Origin of the sequence: Photobacterium sp. DA100 (genome assembly GCF_029223585.1) — a bacterium.
Classification (GTDB): Bacteria; Pseudomonadota; Gammaproteobacteria; order Enterobacterales; family Vibrionaceae; genus Photobacterium.
Window position 1 is genome coordinate 380,666 of sequence record NZ_CP119423.1, and the last position, 16,248, is coordinate 396,913.

Here is a 16,248-nt window from a genome sequence, read left to right on the forward strand (position 1 = left end):
GACGAGACAAAGTGATGAGTAAACTGGATAACCAGCAATTAGCAAAAATTAGAACCATGGTGCCAGAGATGCGCCGCGTAGAGCGTATCCACTTTGTAGGGATCGGTGGTGCTGGCATGAGCGGTATCGCCGAAGTCTTGGTGAACGAAGGCTACCATGTCAGCGGCTCGGATTTGGCGCCGAATGCCGTGACCAACCGCCTAACAAGCAAAGGGGCTGAGATTTTCTTTGGCCATGCGGCCAGCAACATCGATGGTGCCAGCGTTGTCGTGGCCTCGACGGCTATCGACCCAACCAACCCTGAGTTGGCAGCAGCCCGTGAGCTGCGTATTCCGGTCGTGCGCCGGGCGGAAATGCTGGCCGAGCTGATGCGCTACCGTCACGGTATTGCGATCGCCGGTACCCACGGAAAAACTACCACCACTGCGCTGGTTACCCAGATTTATTCCGAGGCAGGTTTAGATCCAACGTTCGTCAATGGTGGCTTGGTCAAGAGTGCCGGAACCAATGCCCGCTTGGGTTCGAGCCGCTACCTGATTGCCGAAGCAGACGAAAGTGATGCCTCGTTCCTGCACCTGCAGCCAATGGTATGCGTGGTGACCAATATCGAAGCCGATCACATGGATACCTATGGTGGTGACTTTGAAGTTCTGAAGCAGACCTTTGTCGATTTCCTCCACAACCTGCCGTTTTACGGCCTGGCCGTGATGTGTATTGATGATCCTGTGGTGCGTGAGCTGCTGCCGAGAATCGGTCGTCAGGTGATCACCTACGGTTTTTCCGAAGATGCAGATGTGCGTTTGGTTGATTATGATCAGCGCGGTCAGCAGGGACATTTCTCGATACTACGCAAAGGCAAGCCAGCCTTGCAGATCAAACTGAATATTCCGGGCAAGCACAATGCGCTCAATGCCACCGCTGCTGTTGCGGTAGCAACGGAAGAAGGGGTGGCCGATGAAGCTATCATCCGCGCGCTGGCCGAGTTCGAGGGTACTGGACGACGTTTTGATCACCTGGGTGAGTTTGAAACGGGTAATGGTAAGGTGATGCTGGTCGATGACTACGGCCATCATCCAAGTGAAGTCGACGTGACGATCCAGGCGGCACGGGCTGGCTGGGAAGATAAGCGCTTGGTGATGGTGTTCCAGCCGCACCGCTATAGCCGTACCCGCGATCTGTATGATGACTTTGCTAATGTGCTTGAGCAAGTTGATGTGCTGGTGATGCTGGATGTATACGCTGCGGGCGAGCAGCCGATTGCCGGCGCGGATGGCCGAGCACTGTGCCGCACCATCCGTGGCCGAGGTAAGCTGGATCCGATTTTTGTGCCGAATATCGATGCACTTCCGTCAGCATTGGCAAATATTCTACAAAATGATGATTTGGTTCTGACACAAGGCGCAGGGGATGTTGGCAAAATTGCTCGCCAGTTGGCTGATATGCAATTGAATATTGAGCAGATGAGCCAGCAATAAATTTTGGTGGTATAAAAAAATATATATTTGGCTTGTTTTTTGCTTTAATTTAAGCTTGTAGCCAAGGATATGCGAGGAATCGGCTATCAGTTGTTGGAGAGCCGGAACTTGCTCGGTATAATCTGTCAACTTTACGCGAGAAAGCGGAACGGATTGAGGGAATGATCTTGCCGCTTTTTCTGGGTAGGTATCGGCTATGACATTGGGATTAAACTATTTATGGCTGATAGTGTCCTAAAAAGAATATCGTTTTCCCCTGCGGCTCCGTTACACAACCGTAGGGGATTGGTTTTTTTTCTGTTTGTGATCGGGTTGGTTGCCTGGCTGTTCAGCGCGGCCATCAACTGGATGACGGATGCCAACCGACTGCCGTTGTCACAGTTGGTGATTCAGGGTGAGCTACACTACCTCACGCCCGGCGACGTCCGAGCGGGGATCTTACACCTTGAGCAGCTTGGCAGTTTCATGACCCAGGATGTCGATGACATTCAGCATGCGCTCGAGGCGATGCCATGGGTTGCCAGGGCGGCAGTGCGCAAGCAGTGGCCGGATACCCTGAAAGTATTTCTGGTGGAACAAGATCCCGCCGCCACCTGGAATGGCCGTTACTTGGTCAACCATGATGGTGAGGTGTTCGAAGCCCCGCCCGAACAGGCCGGCCAATTGCTGGTGGGCCTCGCGGGGCCAGACGGCACCAGCTCGGAAGTGTTGAGCGCATTGCGCGAAATGCAACCGAGGTTACAGCATGCGGGCTTTGAAATTGCTACGCTGGCATTAAACGAACGTCGGGCCTGGCGGGTTTGGTTAACCAACGGTGTCAGGCTTGAGTTGGGGCGCAAGGAGCGTATGGAGCGGATTGACCGCTTTATTGCCTTGTCTCCGCAATTAGAACAGCAAGGAAGGGCCATTGAGTACATAGACTTACGCTATGATACTGGGGCTGCTGTAGGCTGGGTCGCAGGCCCAGAGCAAAGCAAGACCAAATAGATCGGCTCGCCCGCAGCCTGTTTGGCTTAAGAGAACTATAAGAGTAGGCGCTATGACGAAGGCGGCAGATAAAAAACTGATAGTAGGCCTGGATATTGGTACGTCCAAAGTCAGTGCTTTGGTCGGTGAAGTGCTACCGGATGGCGAGGTCAATGTCATCGGTGAAGGTAGCAGTCCGTCCGGAGGGATGGACAAGGGTGGCGTGAATGATCTCGAGTCTGTAGTCAAATCGGTACAGAGCGCGATCTACAAAGCTGAGTTGATGGCTGACTGCCAGATCTCCTCGGTATTTTTGTCTCTGTCGGGCAAGCATATCCGCTGCCAGACGGAAGAAGGCATGGTGCCGATTTCTGACAAAGAAGTGACTCAGGATGATGTTGATAACGTCATTCACACCGCTAAATCGGTAAAAATTAGTGATGAACATAAAGTTTTGCATGTAATTCCTCAGGAATTTGCTATTGATTATCAAGAGGGAATTAAAAACCCTGTTGGTTTATCTGGGGTACGCATGGAGGCCAGTGTTCACTTGATCACCTGCCATAACGACATGGCGCGGAATATCGTCAAAGCGGTAGAGCGCTGTGATCTCAAAGTCGATCAGCTTATTTTCTCCGGCTTGGCTGCCAGCCACGCAGTTCTGACGCCTGATGAGCGCGAGCTTGGTGTGTGCGTGGTGGATATTGGCGGCGGTACCATGGATATTGCCGTCTGGACCGGTGGCGCCTTGCGTCATGCGGCCGTGATCCCTTATGCGGGCAATGTCGTGACCAGCGATATTGCCTATGCGTTCGGTACCCCGTTGGGGGATGCCGAGGAAATTAAAGTGAAGTATGGCTGTGCACTGAGCGAGCTGGTGAGCAAGGATGCCAAGGTCGACGTCCCGAGCGTTGGCGGCCGACCGTCGCGCAGCCTGCAGAGCCAAACACTGGCTGAAGTGATAGAGCCCCGTTACAGTGAGTTGCTGGGGCTGGTTAATCAGAAGCTGATAGAAGTACAAGAACAACTGCGTAATGCGGGAGTTAAGCACCAGCTGGCGGCGGGTATTGTCCTGACCGGCGGTGCGGCCCAGATGGAAGGCCTGGTGGAGTGCGCCGAGCGTGTATTCAGCAACCAGGTACGTGTTGGCCTGCCTCTCAATGTGACAGGGCTGACGGAACATGTACAATTCCCACATTATGCGACTGCAGTAGGCTTACTGCATTACGGAAAGGATAGTCAGACATTTGATGATAGCGAAATCGAGCAGAAACGTTCTGTTTCTGGCTTTTTCTCTAAGCTCAGTGGCTGGTTTAGAAAAGAATTTTAAAACCTGATGCGAACAGGATGGACGGAGAGAACACATGTTTGAACCGATGATGGAAATGTCTGACGAAGCGGTAATTAAAGTCATAGGCGTTGGCGGCGGCGGTGGTAATGCTGTCGATCACATGGTACGTGAATCAATTGAGGGCGTTGAGTTTATCAGTGTGAACACTGATGCTCAGGCGCTGCGTAAAACCAGTGTAAGTACAGTGATCCAGATCGGTGGGGCAATCACCAAAGGTCTGGGCGCGGGTGCCAACCCACAGGTTGGTCGTGACTCGGCACTGGAAGATCGCGAAGCGATCAAGGCAGAGCTGGAAGGCTCTGACATGATCTTCATCGCGGCCGGCATGGGTGGCGGTACCGGTACTGGTGCGGCGCCTATCATTGCTGAGGTAGCGAAAGAGCTAGGGATCTTGACGGTGGCGGTGGTGACCAAGCCATTTAGCTTCGAAGGCAAAAAGCGCATGGCGTTTGCCGAGCAGGGTATCGAAGAGCTGTCAAAGCATGTTGACTCGCTGATCACTATCCCGAACGAAAAACTGCTGAAAGTGCTGGGCCGCGGCATCACGCTGCTCGATGCGTTTGCCAAGGCTAACGACGTATTGAAAAATGCGGTACAGGGTATTGCCGAGCTGATCACCCGCCCGGGTATGATCAACGTCGACTTTGCTGACGTACGCACCGTAATGTCCGAAATGGGTCACGCCATGATGGGCAGCGGCGTGGCAACCGGTGATGACCGCGCAGAAGAAGCGGCGGAAATGGCGATTTCAAGCCCGCTGCTGGAAGATATCGATCTGGCTGGCGCACGTGGTGTTCTTGTTAACATTACAGCGGGTCTGGACATGCGTCTTGACGAGTTCGAAACGGTTGGTAACACCGTTAAGGCATTTGCTTCTGATAACGCTACCGTAGTCATCGGTACGTCGCTTGACCCTGAAATGTCTGACGAGCTGCGTGTAACGGTTGTTGCGACCGGTATTGGCAAAGAGTGCAAGCCTGACATCACTTTGGTGACAGGTACTGCGAAGCCAGTCCAAGCCGTGGCGGCAGAGAAACCGGCTGTGGCTGCGGTGGAAGAGACCAAAGCGGCACCATTGAACCAGTCTGCACCGGCGTCTGAATCTGGCAACCCGCAGGCGGCAACAGCGGCAAACCCTAAGCCACAGGCTGATCACGACTACCTGGACATCCCAGCATTTTTGCGCAAGCAAGCTGACTAAGCGCGCAAATTATTTTGGGAAACTGGTTAAAAAGTGATATGATATCTGTCCTTGTCCTTTTTTTGACAAAGGATAGGGGCCGATATTATGGCAATTTTAGTTGAGATAAGCAGATGATAAGACAACGTACACTGAAAAGCATTGTGCAAACGACTGGGGTGGGACTTCACTCTGGGCGTAAAGTGACGCTTATTCTTCGTCCTGCTGCTGCAAACACTGGTGTGATTTATCGCCGTACCGATTTGAATCCGCCTGTTGATTTTCCGGCAGACGCAGATTCGGTTCGCGACACCATGTTATGTACCGCTTTGGTTAATGAGCAAGGCGTGCGTATCTCAACGGTTGAGCACCTTAACGCTGCTTTGGCAGGAATGGGCATCGATAATGTGATTATCGAAGTGGACGCACCTGAAATCCCAATTATGGATGGCAGTGCGAGCCCGTTCATCTATCTGCTGCAGTCTGCCGGCATCGATACTTTGAATGCGCCTAAGCGCTTCTTGCGTATCAAGAAAACTGTTCGCGTCGAAGATGGCGACAAATGGGCAGAGCTCCGTCCTTACAACGGGTTCCGTCTTGATTTTGCTATCGATTTTAATCACCCGGCGATTGAATCAGAGCAGCAGCGTTTGGTATTGGACTTCTCTAGCCAATCATTCGTTAAAGATATCAGCCGTGCCCGTACCTTCGGCTTCATGCGCGATATCGAGTACCTTCAGTCACAGAACCTGTGCCTGGGCGGGAGCTTTGACAATGCGATTGTGCTTGACGACTACCGCATCCTGAACGACGAAGGGCTTCGCTTCGACAATGAGCTGGTGACCCACAAAGTACTGGACGCAATTGGCGACTTGTACATGTGTGGCCACAATATCATTGGCGAAATGGTGGCTTACAAGTCAGGCCATGCGCTTAACAATAAGCTGCTGCGAGCGGTGCTTGCCGATCAAGAAGCTTTTGAGTGGTCGACTTTCAATGACGAACAGCAGGTTCCAGTAACCTTTGCTCAGCCAGGTATGGTGCTGGCGTAAATCCGCCAATAGCGCTTCAAGAATTTCATAAACGCCGGACTCAGTCCGGCGTTTTTTTTTGCCTCGTCAGCATGGATAGGTGCCAGGAGGGAGGTAATGCCTGCTATGCGCCAGGTTCGAGTGAGCGAAAAGAGGGGGTTAAGTTCTAATTTTTCGAATATGGAAAACGCCGTCAGGCCATTAGCCATAGGCGGCACCGTCAATATGGCTTATTATACCTAGCTTGGGAGAGCTTAGACCCATAGGCCAAAGGCGTTTGGCCGGTTGTGGTCTGTTTGGGTTTCACCCCTCCACGGATAGCTGATGGTGTTCAATTTTCTGGTATTGTTTTCGTTTATCCCTTGAAATGGTCGACTCGTACCACAATATCATCAATAACCATTGTTTTTCGTATCGGCTTCCGTAGTCACACTTGTGGCGAGTTTAGACGGGACAGGGATGATTCATCGCAAGTCTTCGCCAAGCGTCTTGCTGATATAATCCCGGTTGAAAAATTCAGATTAAGAATTCAGCCTCGATAGGCTGAAATAACTAAGAGAAAACGGCAACGCCATGTTATCAAAACTACTGACCAAAGTTATCGGTAGCCGTAACGACCGCACACTGCGTCGTATGCGCAAAATTGTTGACCAGATCAATAAGCTTGAACCTCAATTCGAAAGTTTGCAGGACGAAGAACTAAAGGCCAAAACGGTTGAATTCCGTGAGCGTCTGGAGCAGGGAGAGAACCTTGACCAGCTGTTGCCTGAAGCGTTTGCGACGGTGCGTGAAGCCTCCAAGCGTGTGTTCGGTATGCGCCATTTCGATGTGCAGCTGATGGGTGGTATGGTTCTTAATGCTTGCCAAATCGCGGAAATGCGTACTGGTGAAGGTAAGACTCTGACCGCAACCCTGCCAGCTTACCTCAACGCCCTGACTGGCAAAGGCGTGCATATTGTTACGGTGAACGATTACCTGGCTGCACGTGATGCCGAAACTAACCGCCCGCTCTTCGAATTTCTTGGCATGACCGTTGGCGTCAACGTGCCAAACATGCCGCCTCAGGCGAAAAAAGAAGCCTATGCTGCCGACATCCTGTACGGTACCAACAACGAATTCGGCTTCGACTACCTGCGTGACAACATGGCATTCCGTCCGGAAGACCGTGTGCAGCGCGAGCGTTTCTTTGCGGTAGTCGATGAGGTTGACTCCATCCTTATCGATGAAGCCCGTACCCCGCTGATTATTTCTGGTCCGGCTGAAGATAGCTCTGAGCTGTACACCAAGATCAATACCCTGATCCCACAGTTGGCTAAGCAGGATCAGGAAGACAGCGAAGAATACCGTGGCGAAGGTCACTACACGGTTGATGAAAAATCGAAGCAAGCCCACCTTACCGAAAACGGCCAGGAGTTTGTCGAAGAGCTGCTCAAGACAAATGGCATGATGGAAGAGGAAGATACCCTCTACTCGCCAGCCAACATCAGCCTGCTTCATCACGTCAATGCAGCATTGCGTGCTCACGTACTGTTCGAGCGTGATGTCGATTATATTGTCAAAGACGGTGAAGTTATCATCGTTGATGAGCACACCGGCCGTACCATGCCGGGCCGCCGCTGGTCTGAAGGTCTGCACCAGGCAGTTGAAGCCAAAGAAGGCGTGAAGATCCAGAACGAGAACCAGACACTGGCATCGATCACTTTCCAGAACTATTTCCGCCTCTACACCAAGCTGTCGGGCATGACCGGTACCGCAGATACCGAAGCGTTCGAATTCCAGTCAATCTACGGTCTGGAAACCGTGGTGTTGCCAACGAACAAACCAATGATCCGTGATGACATGGGTGACTTGGTATACATGACCGAGCTGGAAAAATTTGCTGCGATCAGCGAAGACATCAAAAACCGTGTTGAGAACGGCCAGCCGGTTCTGGTCGGTACAGTTTCGATCGAAAAATCTGAGCTGCTGTCGAAATCGCTGAAGAAACAAGGCATCAAGCACGAAGTTCTGAACGCCAAGTTCCACGAGCGTGAAGCAGATATCGTCGCCCAGGCGGGTGCACCAAGCGCGGTAACCATCGCGACCAACATGGCCGGCCGTGGTACCGATATCGTACTGGGTGGTTCATGGCAGAGCGAAGTGGCCAAGCTGGACAACCCGACAGACGAGCAAATTGCCAAGATCAAAGCCGAGTGGCAAACAAAACACGATGCGGTTCTGGCTGCTGGTGGCCTGCACATCATCGGTACCGAGCGTCACGAATCTCGCCGTATCGATAACCAGCTACGTGGTCGTGCGGGCCGTCAGGGTGATGCCGGCTCTTCTCGCTTCTACCTATCGATGGAAGATGGCCTAATGCGCATCTTTGCCTCGGATCGTGTATCTAACATGATGAAGAAGCTGGGGATGGAAGAAGGCGAAGCGATTGAGCACCCATGGGTGACCAAGGCGATCGAAAATGCCCAGCGCAAGGTTGAAGGCCGCAACTTCGATATCCGTAAGCAGTTGCTGGAGTTCGATGACGTGGCAAACGACCAGCGTAAGGTGGTTTACGAGCTGCGTGACGAGCTGATGAATGCCGATGACATCAGCGAGATGATCGAGCAGAACCGCGAGGATGTGATCCAGGCGGTTATCGATGGCTACATCCCACCGCAGTCGCTGGAAGAGATGTGGGATATCCAGGGTCTGGAAGAGCGCCTGAAAGCCGACTTCGATATGGAGCTGCCAATTCAGGAGTGGCTGGACAGCGAAGAGAAGCTTTACGAAGAAGCATTGCGTGAGCGCATCGTTGATAAAGCGGTTGAAATCTACCGCCACAAAGAAGAAGTCGTTGGTGCCCCTGTACTGCGCAACTTCGAGAAGACAGTGATGCTGCAGAACCTCGATACGCTGTGGAAAGAGCACCTAGCGGCAATGGATCACCTTCGTCAGGGTATCCACCTGCGCGGTTACGCCCAGAAGAACCCGAAGCAGGAATACAAGCGCGAATCGTTTGAGCTGTTCGAAGGGATGCTGGAGAACCTGAAGTCTGACGTGATTGCGATTTTGAGCAAGGTACGTGTGCAGCAGCAGGAAGAAGTTGAGCGGGTTGAAGCCGAGCGCCGCCGCCAGGCTGAAGAGCTAGCTCGTCGCCAGCAGTTCCAGCACCAGAATGCGGAAAACCAAATTGCCGACGACAGCCAGCAGAGCGACGAGGCTGCGCCTTACCAGCGCGAAGAGCGCAAGGTAGGCCGTAACGAGCCTTGCCCGTGTGGCTCTGGCAAGAAATACAAGCAATGCCACGGTAAGATTAACTAACCGGGCTGCTTAACCGATACTAAGGCCGCATTCGCGGCCTTTTTTCTATACCCAAATCACTTCATGGAGAGGGGGCTTCTGGGTATATCCTCACAAAGAGACCTGATGATCAGGCAATGAGAGAGTAAACAGCTTTGGAAAAGAAACAGGTGTGGATTTCGGCGGGGATCATCCTCAATGCCGAGCAGGATAAAGTTTTTATCACCCAGCGCGCAGCCAAAGCCCACAAGGGCGGTTTTTGGGAGTTTGCCGGGGGCAAGGTCGAAGCTGGCGAAACAGCGGAGCAGGCGGTCGTCAGGGAGCTGTACGAAGAAGTCGGGATCAAGGCGACAGTGTTGGAGCACTTCATGGCGCTGGAGCACGATTATCCGGAAAAGTCACTGAAGTTTGATTTCTTCCTGATACGCGCCTTCGAAGGCAAGGCCTACGGAAAAGAAGGCCAGCCAAGCGAGTGGGTACGGCTGGAAGAGCTGAGCAACTACGCGTTCCCAGAGGCCAACGACGTGGTGCTGGAGAGGTTGATGAGCTTGTAAGTTGGTTCTGTGGTTCTGTGGTTCTGTGGACCTATAGCGTTTGACTACCATAGGGCCACAGCACCATAGGATCGATTCTTAGTATCCCATATCTTCCGACCAGCCGTCGGAATCAGACATATCCGGCGCGCCCGGAATGGCTTTCTCTTCCTCGGCCCACTCACCCAGATCGATCAGCTGGCAGCGCTTGCAGCAGAACGGACGGAATGGGCTCTGCTCTCCCCAGACTACCTCGGTTTGGCAGGTTGGGCATTTCACCACGGTGATCGGTGTAGTTGGCGTGTTGGATTGCGTCACTTGTTACCTCAGCAAATCGCTAGTTTAAATTCTATCGTCTCGGCAATACCGGCGCCTTCTTCAAACGGCATGAAGCGGATGGCAAACCGGCTGCGGTGCCCTGATATCATAGGGTAGACACCGTGGCTGGGGCAAATTTCTAGCCGGATCAGGCTGGCTTCCTCAGCCTCGTGCTGGAAGAAGCCGCCGCGTGCTACTTGGTTCTGGAACTGGCCGCTTTCCCTGACCAGCTTGAGCCACAGGTTGAGGGCGACGCTCAGCTCCTTGATTTGCGACAGCCAGTTAGTGAGATCGTTCTGCTTGTGGGCCAGCGGCAAGTGCAGCCAGTGATGCAGGGTCGGTAAATCAAAGCAGCAGCTGCCCCCAGGAATAGAGAGGCGCTGTTTGATCCCACTTAGGAAGCGGTCCTCTCGCAGGGCCTGGCCAAGACGGTTGGCTGTCAGTAGCTGGTGCTGGGCGAGCTCTAGTTGGTCCAGTAATGCCAGCAGCGCGGTTTGATCGACGCCTTCAATATTGAGCCATTGTTTGAGGCGACCACGCTGTTTCTCTAGATCTTTGGCAAGCTCTGACTTGAGCTGGATTTGGTCGAGGATTTCCAGCAAATCAAACAGAGCGCGGAAGAATAGCTGATGCTGCCAAGGATCAGTCAGCTCACTGGCATGCTGCATTTGGCGGATCAGGTACTCCAGGCGAAGGTAAATGCGTACCTTCTCGTTCAACGGGTGTTCAAAGCGGTTTACTTGCATATCAACGTACCCAAATTAGTTAGCACTGCGGCGTATTGTTCTGCTGGCGGCTCAGCGCCAGGTATTCTTGGTGCAGTTTGGCAACTTGCTGCTCAAGGTTGTCACCATTGCCGTTATTGCAAATTACATCATCGGCGGCGGCAAGGCGCTGCTCGCGGCTGGCCTGAGAAGCAAGAATGCTGCGGATCTGCTCAGCAGAGACGTTGTCCCGCTGCTGGGTGCGGGCGATCTGGATCTCTTCATCGACATCGACCACCAGCAGGCGGTCGGTCATCACCTGTAGGTTATTTTCCACCATAAGCGGGACAACCAGCAAGCAATACGGTGATTGGGCGGCGGCAATATCCTGCTGCATTTTTTCCCTGATCATCGGATGCAATAACTGGTTAAGCCACTCTTTTAGCTGGTGATCACTGAAGATGGCTTCACGCAGCTTACTGCGATTGAGCGACCCATCTGTCAGCAAGATGTCAGAACCCAGTTTCTCAACAATCGCTTGCAAACCGTCACTGCCGGGCTCCACTACTTCACGGGCAACGATGTCGGCATCGATAATATCAATGTGCTGGGCAGCAAAGAGATTGGCAACAGTAGTTTTGCCGCTGCCGATCCCGCCGGTTAATCCTATAACGAAAGACATAAATTAAAGCCCCAGATAAACGGTTAGATACCAGTTGAGCAGTGGCTCACCCCACAAGATCGCGACCCAGCCGGCCACTGCCAGGTAAGGGCCGAAAGAGAAGGGCTGCTGACCGTCTGTTTGCTGGCGGCGCATCATGATAATGCCGCATATCGCCCCAACCAGGGAGGAGAACAGCACGACAAATGGTAGTAACTGCCAGCCCAGCCAGGCCCCCAGAGCTGCCAGCAGCTTGAAGTCGCCGTAGCCCATGCCTTCCTTGCCGGTTAGCAGTTTGAAGGTCCAGTACAGGCTCCACAGCGAGAGGTAACCGGCCATGGCCCCGATGACGGCATCCTGAAGGCTGACCGGAGAGATCCCCAGTAGCGACAGCAGCAAGCCAGCCCACATCAGCGGCAGGGTGATCTGATCCGGCAGCAACATCTTGTCGATGTCGATAAAGGTCAGGGCGATCAGGGCAAAGCTGAACAGGATCACCGCCAGTGACCAGGTCGAAGCCGGCAGAAAGAGGGCAACCGTGGTACTGATCACCGCGGTTAGGAGTTCGATCGCCGGGTAACGCGCGCTGATGCTGGCCTTGCAGTTGCGGCATTGACCTTTGAGCAGCAGCCAGCTGATCACCGGAATGTTATCCCACATGCTAATTGGGTGCTGGCAGTGCGGGCAGCGCGATCGTGGGATGCTGAGGTTGAAGGTGCCAGTGTCCTGCAGTGGGCCTAGCTCGGGGAAATACTCGGTGCAGTCGGCTCTCCATTGGCGCTCCATCATGATTGGCAGGCGATAGATCACCACGTTGAGGAAGCTACCTACCAGCAATCCGAAAATTGCAGCAAAAACAGGAAATAACCAAGGATAGACAGACAGCAGCGTCATGAAAAAGCTCTCATATTACTCAATGGGGATATTGTAGGGGAAATGGATCATGGATCCTAGGAAAAGCAGAAGAAAGGCCCCGGTAGGCGCGGGATCTGGGTCCTGGGAGGAGCTGGCCCTAGGTCCTAGGAAAAGCAAAAGCGAAAAACATAAGTAAGTACTTGATACTACTTCGAACATATTGGAAATCTCTTGCAGTTCCCAGTTCCCAGTTCCCAGTTCCCAGTTCCCAGTTCCCAGTTCCCAGTTCCCAGTTCCCAGTTCCCAGGAGCTACCCCACCACACTCATCAGCTTGAACACCGGCATGTACATGGCGATCAGCAACCCGCCGATCAGGCCGCCGAGGAGCAGGATAATCAGGGGTTCGAGGATTTTCCCCAGATTATCGACGCTATTGTCGACATCGTCCTCGTAGGTGAGGGCAATTTTGTTGAGCATATCGTCAATGGAGCCGGATTCTTCGCCGATCATCACCATCTGCAGCATCAGCTCGGGAAAGACCCCGCTGTGGCGCAGCGCCAGATGCAGTGGCATGCCGGCCGCGGTATTGCCGTGGGCACCTTCGATTGCTTGCTCGATAAAGCGGTTGCCCGCCGTTCTTCCGGCCGCTTCCAAACCGCTCAGCAGTGGGATCCCCGACGAGAAAGTGGTGGCAAGGGTTCGGGCAAAACGGGCAATGGCGGCTTTGCGCATGATGGGGCCCATAATGGGGATCGCCAGCAGCAAGCGGTGAACCCGCAGCTTGTGTTTGTCTGATTTACGGTAAGCGGTAATGGAAAAGATGATCGCCACCAGCAAGCCCAGCGCGAGGTAGGGGCCATGGCTGATCATGAGGTTTGATACATCGATGACCCATTGGGTAAACCATGGCAGTTCAGCGCCAAAGCTATTGAAGATATTGGCAAATTGCGGGATCACGAAAATCAGCATCAGCACGGTGACGATAATCGCCGTCAGGGTCACCATCGACGGGTAGATCATCGCCTTGATCACCTTCTTGCGCATGGCTTCGTTTTTTTCGCGGTAGGTGGCAAGGCGGTTGAAGGCTTCGGCCAAGTGGCCGGTTTGCTCGCCGGTGGCGACCAGATCGCAGTAGAAATCATCAAACAGCGGCGAGCTGGTATGCAAGGCTTTGGCAAGGCTTGAGCCGGCTTCGACCTGGTTGCTGACCATGGTCAGTGTGGCCCTGGCCTCGGCTTTGTGGTGGCTCTGTGCGATGAGTTTGAGGGCCTGCACCACGGGCACGCCGGCGTTCACCATGGTGGCGAGCTGGCGGGTGATCGCGGAGACATCTGTGGCCATGAGCTGGTTCCTACGCTTGCTCAGGGTCGAGGGCTGGTGGCGCTTGATCTTGCGTACCTGGATCTGCTGCTCGCCGAGCTTGGCGCGGATCTCCTGCTCCTGAAAGCCGAGCATGACACCTGACAAGCGCTTGCCGGTTGGGTTGATCCCACGCCAGCGGTAATAACGTATTTTTCTGTCCTTGGCCATGGGGAGTTCCTTATTTGCTAGACGTTGTTTTTAGTGAGTGCTTGTTCAAGCGAAATGCAGGACACGCTGAAGCTCGGCGAGGCTGGTGGTGCCCTGGCAGAGCTTTTCGATACCGGCTTGCCGGAGGGTGATCATGCCGTGCTGGCAGGCGATATCCTCCAGCTCCAAGGTACTGGCTCCCTGCAACAAGGCGTGTGACAACGGCCTTGAGAAGGGCATCACTTCATAAATTCCGACCCGTCCCAGGTAGCCCTTGTTGCAGTCATCACAGCCGTTCGGACTGGCCTTGAACAGCTCGGCACCTAGCGGGATCTCGAGTCTGGCACGGAGCTGCGGGTCGAGATCGTCCGACTGTTTGCAGTGGGAGCAAAGCCGCCTGGCCAGGCGCTGGGCGATGATCAGGCTGAGTGACGAGGCCAAATTGAAATCCTCGATCCCCATGTTGGTTAGTCGGGTGATGGTTTCGGCTGCCGAGTTGGTATGCAGGGTCGATAGCACCAGGTGGCCGGTCTGCGCGGCCTTGACCGCAATGCCACCGGTTTCGAGATCGCGGATTTCGCCCACCATCACCACGTCCGGATCCTGGCGTAGAAAAGCCCGCAGTGCTTCGGCAAAGCCCAAGCCGGCGGCGGGATTGATCTGGACCTGGTTGATCCCCGGCAGGTTGATTTCAATCGGGTCTTCGGCGGTGGCGATGTTGCGCGCTTCGGTATTGAGGATCTTCAGTCCCGAATAGAGCGAGACGGTCTTGCCGCTTCCGGTCGGCCCGGTCATCAGGATCATGCCCTGCGGCTGGTTTAGCGCGTCAAGGTAGGCCTGTTTTTGCACCTCGTTATAACCGAGATGATCGATATCCAGCTTGCTACTGCTGCTATCGAGGATCCGCAACACGATTTTCTCGCCCCACATGGTCGGCAGGGTCGACACCCGCAGATCCACCGAGACGGTATCGGACAGTTTGAGCTTGATCCGGCCGTCTTGCGGGATCCGCCGCTCGGCAATATTGAGCCGCGACATGACTTTTAGCCGGGTCGACAGGCGGCGGGAGAGGTTGGCTGGCGGGGTGGCATACTGGTGCAAAATACCGTCGCAGCGCAAGCGGATCCGGTAGTGTTTCTCGTAAGGCTCGAAATGGATATCCGAGGCGTGCTTGCGCAGGGCATCGAGTAGGGTCTGGTTGATGTAGCGGGTGACCGGGGCACTGTCGCTGCTGAGGTCGGTGGTGTCATCGATCAGCTCGCCATCGCTGAGCTCCACCAGTTGGGTCAGCTCGGTTTCGCTGATGCCGCGCTGCGGCGCGTGCTGTTCGGTGCCTTTGAGCTCGCTGCCGTAAACCCGCCGTATCGCCGCCTCGAGCTGCTTGTATTCCAGCAGCATCGGCTCGACATGCTTGCCGGTGGCAAAGCGGAAGTCATCGAGGGCATCGAGATAGGTGGGGTCGCACAGGCCGATGAACAGGGTGTTGTCGGTATGGGTAAGTGGCAGTACTCGGTGGCGCAGGATCAAATCACGCAGGTTGAGGGTCTTGCAGCACTCGGCGTAGTCATACTGGTGGGCATCGACCAAGGCAACGGCAAAAATTACCTCCAGCTGGCGCGCCAGATCCTGGCTGGTCATGATCCCAAGGCCAATCAACGCCGCCGGTACCGACTGCTTTTCAGCCTGGACCTGGTCAACCACCTGTTGCAACTGCACCGGGCTGATCAGCTCAGCCTGGTGCAGGATTGAAGCGAGGTTGGTGTGCATTAGCTGCCTGAGCAATCAATGCCACGACCTGGAGTGGTGACAGCACATCCAGTTCCAGCTAAATTCCAATCCATAGCTCCGTTTGTAATATTTGGAGTAAGGGTAATCGCCATGTTAGCTCCACCAGCGGTTACACCTGTTGATGTGACTGTGATTATTCCATCAGCGACAGTTATTCCATCGACAAAATTAACAGTAGCACCACCATCACCCACAGCAATGGTATCTGGAATGCCATTTGTGTTGTGCGCACACCCGGCCAGAGTACCTAAATCTTGTGCACACAATGCTACTGCGGTTTTAAAACCGGTAATACCTGCAACAGCACCTGCAACTCGAGCTCGCTGGGTATAGTCTGAGTACGCCGGAATTGCGAAGGCCGAGATAATGCCAACAATCGCCACCACGATCATCAACTCAATCAGCGTAAAGCCTTTTTGTCCTTTCATTGTTGTTGTCCTTGTTTTCTAGCCATGAATGTAAAGTAGGCTCAGCATACGCCTGATATGCAATGGGTTTTAATGGTGGCGAAAGGTTGCTGGAAATAGTTTGGAAAAATGATCAGCGGCTTACAGAAGTTGATCATTTTTTTGCGACGCGGTGAAGGGAAATGGCGCT

At 53.9% G+C, this 16,248-nt stretch carries 14 protein-coding genes; 7 read left to right on the forward strand and 7 right to left on the reverse strand.

Annotated features, from left to right (window positions below; genetic code table 11):
• Positions 1-14: 14 nt before the first annotated feature.
• The 7 genes from murC to mutT all read left to right on the forward strand — a co-directional run bounded on the left by murC (position 15) and on the right by mutT (position 9,836).
• Positions 15-1,475 carry a UDP-N-acetylmuramate--L-alanine ligase gene (murC, locus tag PTW35_RS01920; protein ID WP_281026334.1) on the forward strand — a complete coding sequence of 487 codons (1,461 nt, stop codon included), beginning with the start codon at positions 15-17 and terminating at the stop codon, positions 1,473-1,475.
• A gap of 219 nt (positions 1,476-1,694) precedes the next feature.
• On the forward strand, positions 1,695-2,462 hold the full coding sequence (locus PTW35_RS01925) for a cell division protein FtsQ/DivIB (protein WP_281026335.1): 768 nt from the start codon (positions 1,695-1,697) through the stop codon (positions 2,460-2,462).
• Positions 2,463-2,514: 52 nt separating this feature from the next.
• Positions 2,515-3,771 carry a cell division protein FtsA gene (ftsA, locus tag PTW35_RS01930; RefSeq protein WP_039459297.1) on the forward strand — a complete coding sequence of 419 codons (1,257 nt, stop codon included), beginning with the start codon at positions 2,515-2,517 and terminating at the stop codon, positions 3,769-3,771.
• Between the two features lie 34 nt (positions 3,772-3,805).
• On the forward strand, positions 3,806-4,993 hold the full coding sequence (gene ftsZ / locus PTW35_RS01935; RefSeq protein WP_281026336.1) for a cell division protein FtsZ: 1,188 nt from the start codon (positions 3,806-3,808) through the stop codon (positions 4,991-4,993).
• A gap of 113 nt (positions 4,994-5,106) precedes the next feature.
• On the forward strand, positions 5,107-6,024 hold the full coding sequence (gene lpxC, locus PTW35_RS01940) for a UDP-3-O-acyl-N-acetylglucosamine deacetylase (RefSeq protein ID WP_044622449.1): 918 nt from the start codon (positions 5,107-5,109) through the stop codon (positions 6,022-6,024).
• A 552-nt stretch (positions 6,025-6,576) separates the two neighbouring features.
• A complete protein-coding gene (gene secA / locus PTW35_RS01945; RefSeq protein WP_281026337.1) occupies positions 6,577-9,303 on the forward strand; it encodes a preprotein translocase subunit SecA in 2,727 nt (908 codons plus the stop codon).
• A 134-nt stretch (positions 9,304-9,437) separates the two neighbouring features.
• On the forward strand, positions 9,438-9,836 hold the full coding sequence (gene mutT / locus PTW35_RS01950; protein ID WP_281026338.1) for an 8-oxo-dGTP diphosphatase MutT: 399 nt from the start codon (positions 9,438-9,440) through the stop codon (positions 9,834-9,836).
• 78 nt (positions 9,837-9,914) lie between these two features.
• On the opposite strand, the gene yacG is transcribed toward mutT, so the two are convergent.
• The 7 genes from yacG to PTW35_RS01985 form a co-directional block, all read right to left on the reverse strand.
• Positions 9,915-10,133: a DNA gyrase inhibitor YacG gene (gene yacG / locus PTW35_RS01955; protein WP_281026339.1), complete on the reverse strand. Its 219-nt coding sequence runs from the start codon at positions 10,131-10,133 to the stop codon at positions 9,915-9,917.
• An 8-nt stretch (positions 10,134-10,141) separates the two neighbouring features.
• Positions 10,142-10,879 carry a cell division protein ZapD gene (zapD, locus tag PTW35_RS01960; RefSeq protein ID WP_281026340.1) on the reverse strand — a complete coding sequence of 246 codons (738 nt, stop codon included), beginning with the start codon at positions 10,877-10,879 and terminating at the stop codon, positions 10,142-10,144.
• Between the two features lie 19 nt (positions 10,880-10,898).
• Complete coding sequence (gene coaE / locus PTW35_RS01965; RefSeq protein WP_281026341.1) at positions 10,899-11,519, reverse strand: dephospho-CoA kinase; 621 nt, start codon at positions 11,517-11,519, stop codon at positions 10,899-10,901.
• 3 nt (positions 11,520-11,522) lie between these two features.
• Entirely contained in the window at positions 11,523-12,392 is an 870-nt protein-coding gene (locus tag PTW35_RS01970; RefSeq protein WP_281026342.1) for an A24 family peptidase, read from the reverse strand.
• Between the two features lie 271 nt (positions 12,393-12,663).
• Positions 12,664-13,884 (reverse strand): type II secretion system F family protein, encoded by a 1,221-nt coding sequence (locus PTW35_RS01975; protein WP_281026343.1) that lies wholly within the window; start codon positions 13,882-13,884, stop codon positions 12,664-12,666.
• Positions 13,885-13,929: 45 nt separating this feature from the next.
• A complete protein-coding gene (gene pilB, locus PTW35_RS01980; protein WP_281026344.1) occupies positions 13,930-15,630 on the reverse strand; it encodes a type IV-A pilus assembly ATPase PilB in 1,701 nt (566 codons plus the stop codon).
• A complete protein-coding gene (locus PTW35_RS01985; protein WP_281026345.1) occupies positions 15,630-16,079 on the reverse strand; it encodes a prepilin-type N-terminal cleavage/methylation domain-containing protein in 450 nt (149 codons plus the stop codon). Before PTW35_RS01985 ends, pilB begins: the two co-directional genes overlap by 1 nt.
• Positions 16,080-16,248 lie beyond the last annotated feature (169 nt).